Below are 16,910 nucleotides of genomic sequence, written 5' to 3' on the forward strand. Positions count from 1 at the left end.
CGCGTAGACTGGCAGGAACACCCCGGAGGACTCTGGATCGTCATGTCTGCCCCTGCCCGCGCGTTCACCGTGCGCCAAGTCCAGCTGCTGCGCGCGCTGTTCGCGGCCGCCGCCGCGCTGATGATCACGTTCTCGCCCGATCACTCCGCCGCCGTCGGGCTGTCGGTCTTCAGCGGCTTCGTGCTGGCGACGGCGCTCGTGCTGGTGCTCGCTGCGTGGCTGGTCCTTCCTGCGGGGCAGCGGTGGCCGTGCGTCGTGCTCGCCGCCCTCGGATTCGTGGCCGGCATGGCCGCGGGCATCCCCGCGTGGCGCACCGACGACGTGTACTTCGGCGTGGTCACCGCCTGGGCCCTGACCACAGGGGTCGCCGAGCTGATCGCGGGCCTGCGCGCCCGCCGCGCCGGCGACCAGACGGCGCGCGATGCGATCGCCGTCGGCGGCTTCGGCATCCTCCTCGGCATCCTGCTCCTGGTCATCCCCGCGGGATTCGCGCAGCCGTACGCGATCGAAGGTGCCGGCGACTTCGTGCTGACCGGCATCATCCTCGGCGTCGGGATGCTCGGCGGCTACGCCGCGATCCTCGCCGTGTTCCTCGGAATCGCGGGTCTCACCCCGAAGCGGGCGGATGCCGTGACGCCGGCGGACGACGCGGCACAGACGACCGACCATGACAGCGCCACCCCGGCGGAGCGCGGAGGAGAGCGATGAGCGACCAGAAGCCGACGCGGCGGGACATCCTGCGACCGCTGCACCTGCTGGGCATCGCCCTGGCCTGCGGTGTGTTCGCCATGATCGTCACCCTGGTCTCGACCGGCGCGTTCACCCTGCGCGTGAACACGGCGATCGCGAACGGCACCTACCAGGGACTCACGCCGTTCGCGCTGGGGCTCGTCGTCGGCGGCGGCGCGTTCATCGTGACGCTGTTGATCCTCGCGATGCTGATGCTCGTCATCGACCCGGCCGACGTCACCAAGACCGTCGATCGCCCCGTGCTGTTCGACGCCGAAGACGACGGCGATGCTGACGTCGAGGGCGATGCGGGTTCCGAGGCATCAGGGCGCGCGTCCTCCTGATCCGGCTCGAAGGGCGTGTGCGGCATCCGCTCGGTGCCCTCGTCGGAATAGTCGCTCCCCGGATCGGCTTGTCCCTGAAGTGACTGCCTCCGTCGACCGCGCCTCCACCTGACTCCGTTCCGAGCGCGGGCCGGTACTCGGCGCGCTCATGCTCGCCACCGGGCTCATTGCCATCGATGCGACGATCCTTGCCACCGCGGTGCCCAGCATCGTGCGCGATCTCGGGAGCTATCAGCAGTTCCCGTGGCTGTTCTCGATCTACCTCCTGGCCCAGGGCGTGAGCGTGCCGATCTACTCCCGCTTCGCCGACACAGTCGGCCGCAAGCCGATCATCCTGCTCGGGATCGGGCTGTTCCTGCTCGGCTCGATCCTGTGCGGCTTCGCCTGGAGCATGCCGGCGCTCATCGTGTTCCGGCTCATCCAGGGGCTCGGCGCCGGAGCCGTCGCCCCAGGGGGTTCTCGCGGGCTGGTGCTCCGCTGGCCCCGCACCTGCCTCCGCACGCGTGGGTGGTCGATCGAGCATCCGAATCCGCCCGAAGCGGTGCGTTTGTGACCTCGCACGGCGAGGCGAGGCGAGTGCGGTGTGTTTCTGACCCCGCACGGACTTGTGCAGACGGATCGACCCCGCGCCGGACGCCGGCGCGGGGTCGATTGCGGTGATGGTGGCTACTGCGCGAGCCGCTCCGCGATGCCGGTGTAGGTCGCGGGGGTCAGCGCGAGCAGGCGCTGCTTCGCGGCATCCCCGATCTCGAGCCCCTCGACGAACTCCGCGAGATCGGCAGCGCCGACGCGGTGACCGCGGGTGAGCTCCTTGAGCAGCGCGTACGGGTCGCTGATCGTGGAGCGGCCGGCGACGACCTCGGCGCGGATGACGGTCTGGATCGCCTCGGCGAGGACTTCCCAGTTCACGTCGAGGTCGGCGAGCAGCACGTCGCGCGAGAGCGAGATCGCATTGAGGCCGCGGCGCAGGTTGTCGATCGCGAGCAGCGAGTGCCCGAACGCGACGCCGATGTTGCGCTGCGTGGTCGAGTCGGTGAGGTCGCGCTGCATGCGCGACGTCACGAGCGTCTGCGAGAGCGAGTTCAGGAGGGCGCCGGCGATCTCGAGGTTCGCCTCGGCGTTCTCGAAGCGGATCGGGTTGATCTTGTGCGGCATGGTCGACGAGCCGGTGGCGCCGGCGACCGGGATCTGCGCGAAGTAGCCGAGCGAGATGTAGGTCCAGATGTCGGTGGCGAGGTTGTGCAGGATGCCGCCGGCGTGACGCACGCGGTCGTAGAGCTCGACCTGCCAGTCGTGCGACTCGATCTGGGTGGTGAGGAGGTTGAAGCCGAGGCCGAGGCCCTCGATGTACTCGCGGGCGACCTCGGGCCAGTCGACGGACGGGTCGGCCGAGAGGTGCGCCGACCAGGTGCCGGTCGCGCCGGAGAACTTCGCCAGGTAGTCGGATGCCGCGATCTGGCCGCGCACGCGCTCCAGGCGCCACGCGAAGACCGCGAGCTCCTTGCCCATGGTCGACGGCGTCGCGGGCTGCCCGTGCGTGCGGGAGAGCATCGCGGCGTCGGCGTGCTCGACGGCCAGCTCGCGGAGCTTCGCGATGACGGTGTCGAGGGCCGGGAGCCAGACGTCCTCGACCGCCCGCTTCACGGTGAGCGCGTACGAGGCGGAGTTGATGTCCTCGCTGGTGCACGCGAAGTGGGTGAGCTCGGCGATCGAGTCGAGGCCGAGCGTCGAGAGGCGGTCGCGCACCAGGTACTCGATGGCCTTGACGTCGTGCTGGGTGACGGCTTCCTTCTCGGCGAGCCAGTCGATCTCGGCCTGGCCGAAGTCGCGGTACAGGGCGCGCAGGCGCTCTTTGTCGGCATCCGACAGCGGAGCCGTCTCGAACAGCGAACGGTCGGTGAGCGCGATCAGCCACTCCACCTCGACCTCGACCCTGGCGCGGTTCAGGCCCGCCTCGGAGAGGAAGTCGGCGAGTCCGGTGACGGCGCCGCGGTAGCGGCCGTCGAGGGGGCTCAGGGGCTGGGGCGGAAGCGAAGGCTGGAAAGTCAGGGGAGTCCTCCTGATCGGGCCCGTCAGATGCGGGGAATGCGGGGGAGACGCAGGGCGGGTTCGAGCTGGCTGTACAGGCCGCGGGTCGCCGCCTCAATCATACCGAGCACGGAATCGAACATCTCCGCGCCGGCGTAGTAGGGGTCGGGCACGTCCTGCGTGGACGCCTCCGGATCGAAGGCGAGGAGCAGCGTGACCTTGCCCTCCTCGTCCTCGTCGTGCGCCCATTCCCGGAGGATCCGCTCGTGCGTGCGGTCGAGCGCGACGATCAGGTCGTTGTCGGCGTAGGAGGCGGCGGTGAACTGCCGTGCCCGGTGATGGGACCCGTCGTAGCCGTGGCGTGCGAGCGACTCGATCGTGCGCTCGTCGGCGCGCTCGCCGAGGTGCCAGTCGCCGGTGCCGGCGCTGCGCGACACGATCCGCGAGGCGAGGCCCTGCCGCTCCGCGAGATCGCGGAAGACGACCTCCGCCATGGGAGAGCGGCAGATGTTCCCCGTGCAGACGAAGATCACGCGGAAGGGATCCGGGGACGTCACTGTTCCATTGTGCCGGTCCGCGGCGCATCTCGCGACGAGCGGTTCTGCACGGATGCGCGATTCCGGCGGGACTCCCTGGTCTCCGGCCGTTCGCGCACCCGCCGGACACGGCTTCGGCGCGGATCGCGGATGCTGACGGCATGTACTCCTTCGCACCCGCCGCGGGCGGGATCTCGGACCAGACGTGGCAGGCGCTCGCTGCGCGCCGCGCGCTGTCGGACGCGCTCGACGCCCTCGACGACGCGGCCGGCCTGCTCGCCTCGCTGGTCGCCGACACCGAGTGGCAGTCCCAGGGCGTGCGGGCCCTGCACGCGAAGCTCGCCGAGTTCCGCAGCCGGACCGACGGGGTGGCAGGAGACCTGTACCTCCGCTGGGCCGAGCTGGGAAGGCTCGGCGGGCTGTGAGCGGCATCGAGATCGATCACGGCGGCGCGATCTCGGTCGACCCGGACGACCTGAGGTCGGCGGCCGGCAGGATGGGCGCGCTGACCGCGCTCTACGAAGACGCGCAGGGGGCCGTGGTGCGGGCGTGCGCCATGCTCGCGGATGCTCCGGAGGTCGCAGCCCAGGTCGGCACCGGCGCGCTCCACGCGGGTGCCGCGAGCGTGCGGGCGCTGCGCGCCGAATGCGCGGAGGCCGTCACCGGCACGCTGCTCATGGCCGACGTGTACGAGTACGTCGAGCTGCAGGCCGCGGCGGAGGCGGGAGAGATCAGGGATGCCGCGTACGCGGAGAGCCTCCATCAGCGGATGGAGCAGCTCGCGGCATCCGATGAGCGCATCCTGCCGATGGCGGCGAGCCTCATCGCGGGGTGGGAGCGGGATCGGTTCGAGGGACTCGGCGAGCAGTCGAGCTGGGGCGGCCTCATGGCGCCCCTGTTCTCGACCGCCGCATTGCTCGGTGCGCGCGCCGGCCTCGGGAAGGTCCTGCCAGGGAGGACGCTGTCGGGCACCGCGGACGCGGTGAAGGTGACCGCGGTCGCGACCTCGACTCCGAAGGCGCCGCCGGCGGGCTTCGCGGATGCGCTCCGGGGTTTCGCGAAGGCGCCGGATGCGCAGATCAGGATCGAGAAGTACACCTTCGCCGGCGGCCCTCCGAAGTACGTCGCCTATCTCAAGGGTACGCAGAGTCCAGGGTTCGGCGGCACCGAGCCCTGGGACATGAAGTCCAATGCCGAGCTCTACACCGGGCAGACCTCGGCGTCGTATCAGGCGACCCTCGACGCGCTCGCCGCTGCCGGAGTGAAGCCGGGTGACGAGGTGAACGTCGTCGCGCACTCGCAGTCCGGCATGATCGCCGCGCACCTGGCGATGGAGAGCGAGTACGACGTGAAGATGCAGATCACCGCGGGAAGCCCGGTCGAACCCACGCTCGACGAGGATCAGACGCTGGTGCAGTTGGGCCACACCGACGACTTCGTCCGTGCGCTGGCCGGGGGCGGATCTCCCGGCGGCACCGGCTCCCCCGAGAGCATCAGCGTCACCGCGGTGGATGCTCCGCCGCTGCCATGGGACGGCATCGGCGAGCAGCTCAAGGATCCGGTGTCGCCGCATCTCACCGAGTCATACGTCGAGATGGCGGAGCAGGTCGACGCCTCCGGAGACCCGCGCGTCGAGGCGATGGACGAGTTCTGGACCGGGCTCGCGCAGGCGGAGCGGATCGAGTCGACGGACTACCTGGCCGTGCGGACGGACGTGGTGTCCTCCGCCGCCCGACTCGACCTCCCGCACCAGCTGGAGCGGTGAGCGTCAGTCAGTCGCGGCGGGACTTCTTGCTCTGCGGGCGCAGGATGAAGCCGAAGACGCCGTTGATCACCGAGATGAGCAGAGCGGCGAGCACGCCCCACCAGAAGTGGCCCACCGTGAGACCCCAGCCGAAGCCGCTGGTGATCCACGCGGTCAGCCAGAGCAGGAAGCCGTTGATCACGAAGCCGATCAGGCCGAAGGTGAGGATGTACAGCGGGAACGCGACGATCTTCACGACCGTGCCGATGATCGTGTTCACGAGCGCGAAGATCGCGGCCACCGCGAGCAGGGTCAGCACGAGCTGCAGCGTCCCGCCGGGCGGGAACGGGGTGATCACCACCTGCAGGACGGGGATCAGCGTCACCACCCACAGGGCGAAGGCGTTCACGACGACACGGATGATGAATCGCATGGTCCGAGTCTCGCACCGGCTCCCGAGTTTGTCGAAGAGCGGATGCCGGAGGTCAGCGGGTGTCGACGGGCGTGCCCACTTCTACACTGGGAGCGTGACCGACCCGATCCTGCCGCGCATCCGCCCCGCCATCGCCGCCCTCGCGCCGTACCGCCAGGGAAAGCAGGCGGGTCCTGAGGCGTTCAAGCTGTCCAGCAACGAGAACCCGTTCGAGCCGCTGCCCTCGGTGCTCGACGCGCTGCAGCACACGACGCCGATCAACCGCTACCCCGACGCCACCGCAGGGCGCCTGCGCGAACGGCTCGCCGCCCGGTTCGCCGTCGACCCGAACCAGGTGCACGTCGCGGCCGGCAGCGTCTCGATCCTGCATCAGCTGATCCTCGCGACCTCGGGCCCCGGCGACGAGGTGATCTACGCCTGGCGCTCCTTCGAGGCGTACCCCAGCCTTCCGCTGGTCGCCGGCGCCACCGGAGTGCAGGTCCCGCTGACGGACGGCTTCCGCCACGACCTCGACGCGATGGCGGATGCCGTCACCGATCGCACCCGCGCGATCCTGCTGTGCACGCCCAACAACCCGACGGGCCCGACCATCACCGGCGACGAGTTCGCGAACTTCGTCGCGCGGGTCCCCGCCGACGTCCTGATCGTCCTCGACGAGGCCTACGCCGAGTTCGTCACCGCTTCTGACGCGGTGGACGGGCTGAAGGAGCGCGTCTTCGAGCGGCATCCGAACGTCGTCGTGCTGCGCACCTTCTCCAAGGCCTACGGGCTCGCGGGGCTGCGCATCGGCTACGCGATCGGCAACGAGAAGGTGCTGGACGCCGCCCGCTCCACCGGCATCCCGCTGTCCGTCACGTCCGCCGCCGAGAATGCCGCGATCGCGAGCCTCGACGCGGAGTCGGAACTGCTCCAGCGCGTCGCCCAGATCGTCGAGCGCCGCACCCGTCTGGTCGAGCGCCTGCGGGCGCAGGGGTGGGACGTGCCGGATGCGCAGGGCAACTTCGTGTGGCTGCCGACGGGCGAGCGGACGGATGACATCGCCGCGGCGTTCGTGCGGAACGATCTCGTCGTGCGGCCCTTCTCGGGTGACGGCATCCGCATCTCGGTCGGCGAGGAGGCGTCCGTCGCCCGGGTGCTCGAAGTCGCGGCCGCAGCCCTCTGATCAGCGTATTCTCCGGGTTCCCGGCAGATACTCGGACGTCCTAGGTATGCGTGACCGGGCATGCCGGCGCCGGTAGCGTAAGAGCCGTGACTACCTCCGAGACCCCCCTCGTGCGCGTCCTCGACGCGACCGGACGGTTCGCGCCGTCGGACGCCGCCGAGCAGTACCTGCCCCTGATCGAGGCGATCGGCGATGCCGAGCTCGAGCAGTTCTACCGTGACATGGTGGTCATCCGCGCCATCGACACCCAGGCCACGAACCTGCAGCGCCAGGGCCAGCTGGCGCTCTGGCCGCCGAGCCGCGGTCAGGAGGCCGCACAGGTCGGCTCCGCCCGTGCGGCCCGTGCGCAGGACACGATCTTCCCCTCGTACCGCGAGCACGCGGTCACGCGCATCCGCGGCGTCGACCCGGTCGACATCATCAAGCTCATGCGCGGCGTCTCGCACGGCGGCTGGGACCCGACGGATCCGAAGAACGGCAACACCCGCCTGTACACGCTGGTGCTCGGCTCGCAGGTGCTGCACGCCACGGGCTACGCGATGGGTCTCAACTTCGACGGCAGGAGCGGGACCGGTGATCCCGGTGTCGATCAAGCCGTCATCGTCTACTACGGCGACGGGGCGTCCAGCCAGGGCGACGTGCACGAGAGCATGGTGTTCGCGGCGAGCTACCAGGCGCCGACCGTGTTCTTCCTGCAGAACAACCACTGGGCGATCTCCGTCCCGGTGTCGACCCAGTCGCGGGTGCCGCTCGTCGAGCGCAGCGCCGGCTACGGCATCCCCAGCGTTCGCGTCGACGGCAACGACGTGCTCGCCAGCTACGCGGTCTCCCGCGTCGCCCTCGACGAGGCGCGCAGCGGCAAGGGCCCGCGCGCGATCGAGGCCGTGACCTACCGGCTCGGGGCGCACACCACCAGCGACGACCCGACGAAGTACCGCGGCAGCGACGAGGAGCAGTCCTGGGCCGAGCGGGACCCGATCATCCGCATGCGCGCGTTCCTGGAGAACCGGGGCGCCGCCGGGCAGTTCTTCGCGGATGTCGAGGCGGAGGCGGCGGATGCCGCGGAGGATCTCCGTTCCCGGTCGGTCGAGCTCGGGCCGCCTCCGGCGGACAGGATCTTCGACCACGTCTACAGCGAGCCGCATCCGCTGATCGCCGAGCAGAAGGCATGGCGCGCGCAGTACGAAGCGTCGTTCGAAGGAGGCAACTGAGATGGCTCTCGAGACGATCCCGTTCAGCAAGGCGCTCAACGCGGGCCTGCGCAAGGCCATGGAGGACGACGACAGGGTCCTGCTCATGGGCGAGGACATCGGCAAGCTCGGCGGCGTCTTCCGCGTCACCGAGCACCTGCAGCGCGACTTCGGCGAGCAGCGTGTGCTCGACACCCCGCTCGCCGAGTCCGGCATCGTCGGCACGGCGATCGGACTCGCGATGGCCGGCTTCCGTCCCGTGATCGAGATCCAGTTCGACGGCTTCGTGTTCCCCGCGTTCGACCAGATCACCACGCAGCTCGCGAAGCTCACCAACAGGCACGAGGGAAAGCTCTCGCTGCCGATCGTGATCCGCATCCCGTACGGCGGGCACATCGGCGCGGTTGAGCACCACCAGGAGAGCCCGGAGGCGTACTTCGCGCACACCCCCGGCCTGCGCGTGGTGTCGCCGTCGACGCCGAACGACGCCTACTGGATGATCCAGGAGTCGATCCGCTCGAACGACCCGGTGATCTTCATGGAGCCGAAGAGTCGTTACTGGCAGAAGGGCGAGGTCGACGTCGAGTCCTCCGCGGTCGCGCTGCACGCCTCTCGCGTCGTGCGCACCGGCAGCGACGTCACCCTCGTTGGGCACGGTGCGATGGTGACGACCCTGCTCCAGGCGGCTGCGCTCGCCGAGGCCGAGGGCACCAGCTGCGAGGTCGTCGACGTGCGCTCGCTTTCGCCGATCGACTACGCGCCGATCCTCGACTCGGTGCGCAAGACCGGCCGGATGGTCTACGCGCAGGAGGCCCAGGGCTTCACGAGCATCGGCAGCGAGGTCGCCGCGACCGTCATGGAGCGCGCGTTCTACGCCCTGGAGGCGCCGGTGCTGCGCGTCTCCTCCTACGACACCCCGTTCCCGCCCGCGAAGCTCGAGGGCGCGTATCTCCCGGATGCCGACCGCATCCTCGAGGCCGTCGACCGTTCCCTGGCCTACTGATGCCCCGCTTGGGCTCCACAACTCCGGAGAATCGCGGCGAAAGCAGTTCGAACCTGCGCCAGAGTAGAGGCAGGGCCAATGATCTCCGGAGTTATGGACACGGCGCCAGCCGAAAGGACTCGCAATGAGCACGCAGAACTTCAACCTCCCGGACGTCGGCGAGGGTCTCACCGAGGCCGAGATCGTGGCGTGGAAGGTCGCGCCAGGCGACACGGTCGCGATCAACGACGTGATCTGCGAGATCGAGACGGCGAAGTCCCTCGTCGAGCTGCCCTCGCCGCACGCCGGCGTGGTCGGCGAGCTGCTGGCGGCTGAGGGCGCGACGGTCGAGGTCGGCTCGCCGATCATCACCTTCGTGACGGATGCTCGAGACGACGCCGGCCCCGGCAAGGTCGTCACCGCCGAGGCGCCGGCCCCGGAGGAGGGCGGCGGCTCGGTGCTGGTCGGCTACGGCACCGGCGGGGGTGCGACCTCGCGCCGCAAGCGCCCCGCCGAGCGTCAGGTGCGCTCCTCGGTGGGCGTGATCGCGAAGCCCCCGATCCGCAAGCTCGCCCGCGACCTCGGCGTCGATCTGACCACGGTCACTCCGACCGGCGCCGACGGCGAGGTGACCCGCGACGACGTGATGACGCACGCCTCGCAGGCCAGTGTTTTCCGCAACATCCAGACTCCGGAGTGGGGCGACGTCCGCGAGGAGACCGTCCCCGCGCCGCACACCGGCCCGGTCGGCGTCGCGCGCGGCCTGGCTCCGGCACCGGCATCCGCGACTCCCGCATCCGCCCTTCAGGCTCAGGGACCCACTGGCGGAGGCCGCACCGAGTCCATCCCGGTCAAGGGCGTGCGCAAGGCGACCTCGTCGGCGATGGTGCAGAGCGCGTACTCGGCCCCGCACGTCACGGTGTGGAAGGAGATCGACGCCAGCCGCACGATGGAGCTCGTCAAGCGACTCAAGGCCTCGCCCGACTACGCCGACATCCGCGTCTCACCGCTGCTGATCATGGCCCGCGCCGTGATCTGGGCCGCCCGCCGCACGCCGATGGTGAACGCCGCGTGGATCGAGACCGAGAACGGCGCCGAGATCTCCGTGCGCCACTACGTGAACCTCGGCATCGCCGCGGCCACGCCGCGCGGACTGCTGGTCCCGAACATCAAGGACGCGCAGGACCTCGGCATGAAGGACCTCGCCCGCGCCCTGAACAGGCTCACGCTCACCGCGCGCGAGGGCAAGACCAGCCCCGCCGACCAGCAGGGCGGCACGATCACCATCACGAACATCGGAGTGTTCGGGATGGATGCCGGCACCCCGATCATCAACCCCGGCGAGGCCGGGATCGTGGCGATGGGCACGATCAGCCAGAAGCCGTGGGTCGTCGACGGCGAGGTGCGCCCGCGCTGGGTGACCACGGTCGCCGGCTCCTTCGACCACCGCGTGATCGACGGCGACGGCATGAGCCGCTTCATCGCCGACGTGGCGTCAGTGCTCGAGGAGCCCGCACTGCTCGTCGACTGACCACAGCGGGCCGCGGCCGTCGGATGCCGCGCACTACCCCCGCGCGCTGAGCCGCCGCTCCGCCAGCAGCGGCACGGCGCGCTCGCGCGCCGCGCGGCGCGCGAGCGCCACAGCGCCGAGGGACACCACCTCGGCGCCCAGCGTCGAGGCGAGCAGCTTCGGGGCGGGGAGGTGCAGCTGCTCCGGAAGGATGCGGCGCGCGGCGGCGATCACCGGTTCGATGCTCTCGGCGACGGCGCCGCATACGATCACGCGCTCGGGGTCGTACATGCTGCCGAGCACGCCGACCACGCGGGCGAGCGTCTCGCCGACGCGTGAGGTGACCAGCACGGCATCCGCGTCGCCGTCGGCTGCGAGTGTGAGCACCGTGCGCGGGTCGATGCGGCGGGCGCTCACGAGCCGGCCGACGCGCCCGTCGCGGCTGATCTCGCCGCGCTCCACCGCGGCGCGCACCTGATCCTGCAGGGCGTAGCGCAGCCCGAACGCCGAGCCGACGCCGACGATGTGATCGAACACGACGCCCTCGCCGACGCCGCCGTGCGCGCCGTGCAGCACGTGCCCGTCGACCACGACCCCGCCGCCGAAACGCTCGCTGGCGAGCAGGGCGACGTAGTCGCGGCATCCGATGGCCGCGCCCTGGGATCCCTCAGCGATCGCGGCGAGCTGGGCGTCGTTCTTGATCTCGACCACCGGGGCCCAGTCGCGCAGCGCCTCGGCGAGCCCCGGGTTGGTGCGCTCCCAGAACCCGTCGACATGCGGCGGCGAGATCCCGTCGCGATTCACCGGGGCGGCGACGCCGACGCAGATCGCGAGGATGTCTTCGCGTCCGCGACCGGCCTCCTCGACAGCCCGGCGCAGCTGCTCGAGGATCGTGGCGCGCCGCTCGGCCGCAGACTGGGCGGGGTCGAGGGCGGTGCGGTGGTGCACGAGCGTGAACTCGAGCGGGTCGGCGACGGTGACCGCGAGATGCGTGTCGCCGGCGTCGACGCCGATCACGATGCCGATGTCGGGGGAGAGCACGAAGCGGCGAGCCGGCCGGCCGGAGCGGTAGCTGCCTGCCGCGCGGGCGTTCGGCAGCTCCTTCAGGATCTCGGCGCTGACCAGGGTGTCAACCGCGTCGATCGCGGTCGAGCGGGTCACCGAGGTGCCGGTCATGACCTCCGTGGCGGTGAACTCGCCGGCCGTCCAGGCGAAGTCGAGAACGGCGCCGACGCTCGCGCGCCCGGTGCCGAGATCTGCAGAGACTTCTGTCACAGCTCTTGACCTGCCCTTCCCTCCAATGAGAGAGTACCGTCCAGCGAACTAGATTCGCTCACTAGATTTAATCAATGGATGTATAAATCGGAAGGACGACGGTGTCTGTGAAATCCATACGTGCGATCCGGCTGGCCGCCGGGGCCGCCGCGCTCACGCTCTTCGGGACGGCTCTCGCCGGCTGCTCGAGCGCCGGCGCGGCGGAGACGATCCGCTTCACGTTCAGCAAGAGGGAGGCGATCGGGTTCATGACCGAGCTGGTCGCCCAGTACAACGCCTCGCAGGACGACGTGCACGTCGAGATCGACACCTCGGGCGTCGACGTGGTCTCGGCGAGCTTCGTCCGCGGCAACCCGCCCGACATCATGCTCGCCAACTACAACATGGAGGTCGCCCGGTTCGTGCAGCGGTGCACGCTCAGCGACCTCGAGGGGACGGATGCCGCGGCATCCGTCCGTGAGGATCTGCAGCCGCTGATGGACCAGTACGGCTCCTGCGAGGGGCGCACCAGCGCACTGCCGTACTCGGTGATGGCCTCGTCGGTGATCTACAACAAGGAGATCTTCGAGGCGCAGGGGCTCGAGGTCCCGACCACCTGGGACGAGCTCATCGCCGTCTGCGACCAGCTCCAGGCCGCGGGCGTCACCCCCTTCTACGCCACGTTCAAGGACGACTGGACGATCGGGCAGGGCTGGTACGACTACGCGGTCGGCGGCTCGCTCGACGTCGTCGACTTCTACGACGAGCTGGCGGCGGAGGGCGCCGACGTCGGCCCCGATTCCCCCGCCTCCTTCGAGAAGGACTTCGCAGACCCGGTGGAGCGGATGCTCGAGCTCACCGAGACCTACGTCAACGAGGATGCGCCGAGCAGGGGCTACGGCGACGGCAACCTCGCCTTCTCGAAGGGCGAGGCCGCGATGTACCTGCAGGGCCCCTGGGCCTTCAGCGAGATCGCCAAGACTGCACCCGACCTCGAGCTCGGCACCTTCCCGCTGCCGATGACCGACGACCCGGACGATCTCGCCGTTCGGGTCAACATGGACCTCGCCGCCATGATCCCCGAGGGCTCCCGGCACCAGGAGGCCGCCCGCGACTTCCTCGAGTTCCTGTACCTGCCCGAGAACGTCGAGGCGTACAACGCGTCCCAGCTCGGCTTCACCCCGACGACGGATGCCGCCGCCCCCGACGATCCGCGGATCGAGGGGATGATCGAGTACTACGACGCCGGTCAGGTGTACCAGGGGCCGTCCGTGCTCGTTCCCAAGACCATCCCGGTCTTCAACTACGCGCAGGCGATCGTGCTGGGATCGAACCCCACGACGATGCTGCGCACCATGGACGCGGACTGGGCGCGACTCGCGTTCCGTGCTCCCGTGCCCACGACGACGGCAGAGGAGTCCGGAGAATGAGCACCACGACGACCATCGTCACCCGTGGCGATCGCACGGCCCGCCGCAGCGCGAAGCGCATCGAGCCGATCTACTACCTGTTCCTGCTGCCGAGCCTGGCGCTGTTCACGCTCGCGATCACCCTCCCCGGCGTGATCGGCATCTTCTTCAGCTTCACCGACTCGATCGGCATCGGCGAGTGGAGCTTCAACGGGCTCACCAACTACATCGCCCTCTTCAGCGATCCGGCAGTCCTGCAGAGCTACCTGTTCACGTTCGGCTTCTCGATCGCCACGGTGCTCGTCGTCAACGTCGTGGCGTTCCTGCTCGCAGTCGGCCTGACCTCCCGCATCCGCTTCAAGACGGGCCTGCGGACGATCTTCGTGATCCCGATGGTGATCTCGGGCATCATCATCGCGTACGTCTTCAACTTCCTGTTCTCGAACTCGCTCCCCGCGGCGGCGGCGGGCAGCGGCATCCCGTGGCTGGAGACCAGCCTGCTGGCGAACCCCGACCTCGCCTGGGTCGCGATCGTGATCGTGACTGCGTGGCAGGCGGTGCCGGGCACGCTGCTCATCTACATCGCCGGCCTCCTCTCCGTTCCCGGTGAGGTCTACGAGGCCGCCGACATCGACGGCGCGAGCAAGGTGCAGCAGCTCACCCGCATCACCCTGCCGCTCGTGGCCGGGTACGTCGTGATCAACGTCATCCTCGGGTTCAAGGGCTTCCTGGGTGCCTACGACATCATCGTCGGCCTCACTGGCGGCGGCCCCGGCACCTCCACCCGCAGCATCGCGATGACGGTCATCGCGGGCTTCAACGGCGGCGACTACGCCTACCAGATGGCCAACGCGACGATCTTCTTCATCGTCGCCGTCCTCATCTCCGTCCTGCAGCTCTCGCTGACCCGCGGAAGGAACGCACTCTGATGTCCACGCAGACCCTCACCACCGTCACCGCCTCCGGCCGCAGGCCCCGCATCAGGATGGAGCGTGTGAACTGGTCAGGCACGATCATCCTGATCCTGTGCGCCGTCACCGTGCTGCTGCCGCTGTACGTCACGATCTCGATGGCCTTCAAGACGCAGGGCCAGGCCGTCGACGGCAACGCCTTCTCGTTGCCGGCCCCGTTCAGCATCGAGGGGTTCGTCGCCGCGTGGAACCTCACAAAGTTCCCCGTCGGCGCCGGGATCTCGCTGCTGGTCACCGCCGGCACCGTGATCGCCACGATCGTGCTCGCGGCCTTCGCCTCCTACGCGATCGTCCGCAACTGGGATCGGCGGCTTTTCCGCTGGTCGTTCTTCTACCTGCTCGCGGCGATGTTCATCCCGTTCCCCGTGGTCGCGCTGCCGCAGATCCAGCTCACCGGAAGGGTCGGGCTGGACAACCCGTTCGGCGTCATCATCCTCGCCACGATGTTCCAGCTCAGCTTCAGCGTGCTGCTGTTCACGGCGTTCCTGCGGTCGATCCCGCTGGAGCTGGAGGAGAGCGCGCGCATGGACGGGGCGACGACGTGGCAGACGTTCTGGAAGCTGATCTTCCCCCTGCTCGCGCCGATGAGCGCGACAGTCGGCATCTTCGCGTTCCTCTACGCCTGGAACGACTTCATGATGCCCTCGCTGATCATCTCCGACCCGGCGCTGCAGACCTTGCCGGTGCGGCAGAACCTGTTCCAGACGCAGTTCAGCAACAACTACCACGTGTCCTTCGCCTCGTACCTGATGGCGATGGCCCCCGCCATCGTGGCCTACCTGTTCACGCAGCGCTGGGTCATGGAGGGCGTCACGCAGGGCGCTGTCAAGGGCTGAGCCGATCCGCCGCGAACAGGGCACACTCGTAACCACACACAAGAAGGAGCACCACCCCTCATGACCGACGCGCTACTCGTCGAGACCCGCAAGGCCGCCGCCGCCGCATGGTGGCGTCAGGCCGCCGTCTACCAGATCTACCCGCGGAGCTTCGCCGATGCGAACGGAGACGGGATCGGCGACATCCCCGGCATCCTCTCCCGTGTCGACTACCTCCGAGACCTCGGCATCGACGCGGTCTGGCTCAGCCCGTTCTACCCGTCGGCGCTCGCCGACGGCGGGTACGACGTCGCCGACTACCGGAACGTCGACCCGCGGCTGGGAACGCTGGAGGACTTCGACGCCATGGTCCGGGCGCTGCACGCCCGCGGCATCCGCGTCGTGGTCGACATCGTCCCCAACCACACCTCGGACCTGCACGAATGGTTCCAGGAGGCGCTCGACGCCGGACGCGGTTCGGCGGCGCGCGAGCGCTACATCTTCCGCGAGGGCCGGGGCGAGAACGGCGAGCTGCCGCCGACGGACTGGGTGTCGGTGTTCGGCGGCCCCGCCTGGGAGCGCGTCGAGGACGGCCAGTGGTACTTCCACAACTTCGCCACAGAGCAGCCCGACCTGAACTGGGACAGCCGCGAGGTCCGCGAGGACTTCCTGAAGACCCTGCGCTTCTGGTCCGACCGCGGGGTCGACGGGTTCCGCATCGACGTCGCGCACATGCTGACGAAGGACCTCACCGAGCCGCTGCCGTCGCGCGCCGAGCTCGAGCTCATCCCGCAGGACGGCAAGCATCCGCTGATCGACCGCGACGACGTGCACGAGATCTACGCCGAGTGGCGGCGCGTGTTCGACGAGTACGACCCGCCCCGCACCGCCGTGGCCGAGGCCTGGGTCTCGACGCCCGAGCGGCGGGCCAGATACGCGTCGGCAGAGGGGCTCGGCCAGGCGTTCAACTTCGACCTGCTCGTGGCCGACTTCGACGCCGCGCAGTTCCGGTCGATCATCGCCGAGAACCTGGCGCAGTCGAAGATGAGCGGCTCGTCGACGACCTGGGTGCTCTCCAACCACGACGTCACCAGGCACGCGACCCGCTACGGGCTGCCGGCGCTGAACGGGCGTCCGGTCAAGCAGGGCACCGAATGGGTCGCCGCCGGCGGACCCGAGAGCCGGCTCGACCGCGACGGCGGGCGCCGCAGGGCGCACGCGGCGACGCTGATGCTGCTCGGCCTCCCGGGCAGCACCTACCTCTATCAGGGCGAGGAGCTCGGGCTGCACGAGGTCGCCGAGATCGCGCCGGAGCAGCGTCAGGATCCCGCCTTCTTCCGCGGCGGCGAGTTCGACGGGCTCGGCAGGGACGGATGCCGCGTGCCGCTGCCGTGGACGGCGTCGGGCGCGTCATTCGGGTTCGGGTCAGGCGCTGCTCACCTGCCCCAGCCGGCCTGGTTCGCGGAGTACGCGGTGGATGCCGAGGCGGCCGATCCGTCGTCGACGCTCTCCCTGTATCGGGAGGCGCTGCGGCTGCGGCACCTGCTTCAGGCCGGCGAGAGCCTGGAATGGGTCGACACCGGGAGCGACGACGTGCTGCGCTTCGTCCGCCCGAACGGCTGGCAGATCGTGACGAACTTCGGCGTCGTGCCGTTCGACCTCGGGGCGGATGCCGAGCACGTCGCGCTCGCGAACGTCGAGGTCGAGGGCGGACTGCTGCCGGGCGAGGCGACGGCCTGGATCGCACCGGAGGGACTGAACCCCGGTCGGTGAGCGTGCGGCGGCGACGTCAGTTTGATAATG

General features: G+C 69.7%; 17 protein-coding genes. 13 read left to right on the forward strand and 4 right to left on the reverse strand.

The window, feature by feature from the left end:
• Positions 1-42 precede the first annotated feature (42 nt).
• From IPV10_RS06495 to IPV10_RS06505, 3 genes are all read left to right on the forward strand, one after another.
• Complete coding sequence (locus IPV10_RS06495; protein ID WP_207481747.1) at positions 43-708, forward strand: acyl-CoA synthetase; 666 nt, start codon at positions 43-45, stop codon at positions 706-708.
• A complete protein-coding gene (locus IPV10_RS06500; RefSeq protein WP_207481749.1) occupies positions 705-1,073 on the forward strand; it encodes a hypothetical protein in 369 nt (122 codons plus the stop codon). The genes IPV10_RS06495 and IPV10_RS06500 overlap by 4 nt, the downstream gene beginning before the upstream one ends.
• 148 nt (positions 1,074-1,221) lie before the next feature.
• On the forward strand, positions 1,222-1,626 hold the full coding sequence (locus tag IPV10_RS06505) for an MFS transporter (RefSeq protein WP_374192219.1): 405 nt from the start codon (positions 1,222-1,224) through the stop codon (positions 1,624-1,626).
• A gap of 113 nt (positions 1,627-1,739) precedes the next feature.
• Here the strand turns inward: IPV10_RS06505 and purB are convergent, their stop codons facing one another.
• A complete protein-coding gene (gene purB / locus IPV10_RS06510; RefSeq protein ID WP_374192220.1) occupies positions 1,740-3,149 on the reverse strand; it encodes an adenylosuccinate lyase in 1,410 nt (469 codons plus the stop codon).
• A complete protein-coding gene (locus tag IPV10_RS06515; protein WP_242684718.1) occupies positions 3,146-3,595 on the reverse strand; it encodes a low molecular weight protein-tyrosine-phosphatase in 450 nt (149 codons plus the stop codon). The genes purB and IPV10_RS06515 overlap by 4 nt, the downstream gene beginning before the upstream one ends.
• Positions 3,596-3,798: 203 nt before the next feature.
• On the opposite strand from IPV10_RS06515, the gene IPV10_RS06520 reads away from it, so the two are divergent.
• Complete coding sequence (locus IPV10_RS06520; RefSeq protein ID WP_207481753.1) at positions 3,799-4,062, forward strand: hypothetical protein; 264 nt, start codon at positions 3,799-3,801, stop codon at positions 4,060-4,062.
• Positions 4,059-5,402 carry a hypothetical protein gene (locus IPV10_RS06525; RefSeq protein WP_207481755.1) on the forward strand — a complete coding sequence of 448 codons (1,344 nt, stop codon included), beginning with the start codon at positions 4,059-4,061 and terminating at the stop codon, positions 5,400-5,402. The genes IPV10_RS06520 and IPV10_RS06525 overlap by 4 nt, the downstream gene beginning before the upstream one ends.
• A gap of 7 nt (positions 5,403-5,409) precedes the next feature.
• On the opposite strand, the gene IPV10_RS06530 is transcribed toward IPV10_RS06525, so the two are convergent.
• The gene (locus IPV10_RS06530) at positions 5,410-5,814 is read right to left on the reverse strand and encodes a phage holin family protein (RefSeq protein WP_207481757.1); all 405 of its coding nucleotides are present in this window, start codon (positions 5,812-5,814) and stop codon (positions 5,410-5,412) included.
• Between the two features lie 94 nt (positions 5,815-5,908).
• On the opposite strand from IPV10_RS06530, the gene IPV10_RS06535 reads away from it, so the two are divergent.
• The 4 genes from IPV10_RS06535 to IPV10_RS06550 all read left to right on the forward strand — a co-directional run bounded on the left by IPV10_RS06535 (position 5,909) and on the right by IPV10_RS06550 (position 10,679).
• Positions 5,909-6,976 (forward strand): histidinol-phosphate transaminase, encoded by a 1,068-nt coding sequence (locus IPV10_RS06535; protein ID WP_207481759.1) that lies wholly within the window; start codon positions 5,909-5,911, stop codon positions 6,974-6,976.
• A gap of 86 nt (positions 6,977-7,062) precedes the next feature.
• A complete protein-coding gene (locus IPV10_RS06540) occupies positions 7,063-8,187 on the forward strand; it encodes a thiamine pyrophosphate-dependent dehydrogenase E1 component subunit alpha (protein ID WP_207481761.1) in 1,125 nt (374 codons plus the stop codon).
• A 1-nt stretch (position 8,188) separates the two neighbouring features.
• Positions 8,189-9,169, forward strand: coding sequence for an alpha-ketoacid dehydrogenase subunit beta (locus IPV10_RS06545; RefSeq protein ID WP_207481763.1), 981 nt, complete (start codon positions 8,189-8,191; stop codon positions 9,167-9,169).
• 124 nt (positions 9,170-9,293) lie between these two features.
• Positions 9,294-10,679 carry a dihydrolipoamide acetyltransferase family protein gene (locus tag IPV10_RS06550; protein ID WP_207481765.1) on the forward strand — a complete coding sequence of 462 codons (1,386 nt, stop codon included), beginning with the start codon at positions 9,294-9,296 and terminating at the stop codon, positions 10,677-10,679.
• A gap of 33 nt (positions 10,680-10,712) precedes the next feature.
• Here the strand turns inward: IPV10_RS06550 and IPV10_RS06555 are convergent, their stop codons facing one another.
• Positions 10,713-11,933 (reverse strand): ROK family protein, encoded by a 1,221-nt coding sequence (locus IPV10_RS06555; protein ID WP_207481767.1) that lies wholly within the window; start codon positions 11,931-11,933, stop codon positions 10,713-10,715.
• 101 nt (positions 11,934-12,034) lie between these two features.
• Here IPV10_RS06555 and IPV10_RS06560 point away from each other — a divergent pair, with 101 nt between their 5' ends.
• Genes IPV10_RS06560 through IPV10_RS06575 form a run of 4 tightly spaced genes read left to right on the forward strand, consistent with a single transcriptional unit; the run spans position 12,035 to position 16,880 of the window.
• Positions 12,035-13,342 carry an ABC transporter substrate-binding protein gene (locus tag IPV10_RS06560; RefSeq protein ID WP_207481769.1) on the forward strand — a complete coding sequence of 436 codons (1,308 nt, stop codon included), beginning with the start codon at positions 12,035-12,037 and terminating at the stop codon, positions 13,340-13,342.
• Positions 13,339-14,250: a carbohydrate ABC transporter permease gene (locus tag IPV10_RS06565; RefSeq protein ID WP_207481771.1), complete on the forward strand. Its 912-nt coding sequence runs from the start codon at positions 13,339-13,341 to the stop codon at positions 14,248-14,250. Before IPV10_RS06560 ends, IPV10_RS06565 begins: the two co-directional genes overlap by 4 nt.
• A complete protein-coding gene (locus IPV10_RS06570) occupies positions 14,250-15,128 on the forward strand; it encodes a carbohydrate ABC transporter permease (RefSeq protein WP_207481773.1) in 879 nt (292 codons plus the stop codon). The genes IPV10_RS06565 and IPV10_RS06570 overlap by 1 nt, the downstream gene beginning before the upstream one ends.
• 60 nt (positions 15,129-15,188) lie before the next feature.
• Complete coding sequence (locus IPV10_RS06575; RefSeq protein ID WP_207481781.1) at positions 15,189-16,880, forward strand: glycoside hydrolase family 13 protein; 1,692 nt, start codon at positions 15,189-15,191, stop codon at positions 16,878-16,880.
• The last annotated feature ends 30 nt before the right edge of the window (positions 16,881-16,910 follow it).

The organism is Microbacterium sp. SD291 (assembly GCF_017355365.1).
Lineage (GTDB): Bacteria > Actinomycetota > Actinomycetes > Actinomycetales > Microbacteriaceae > Microbacterium.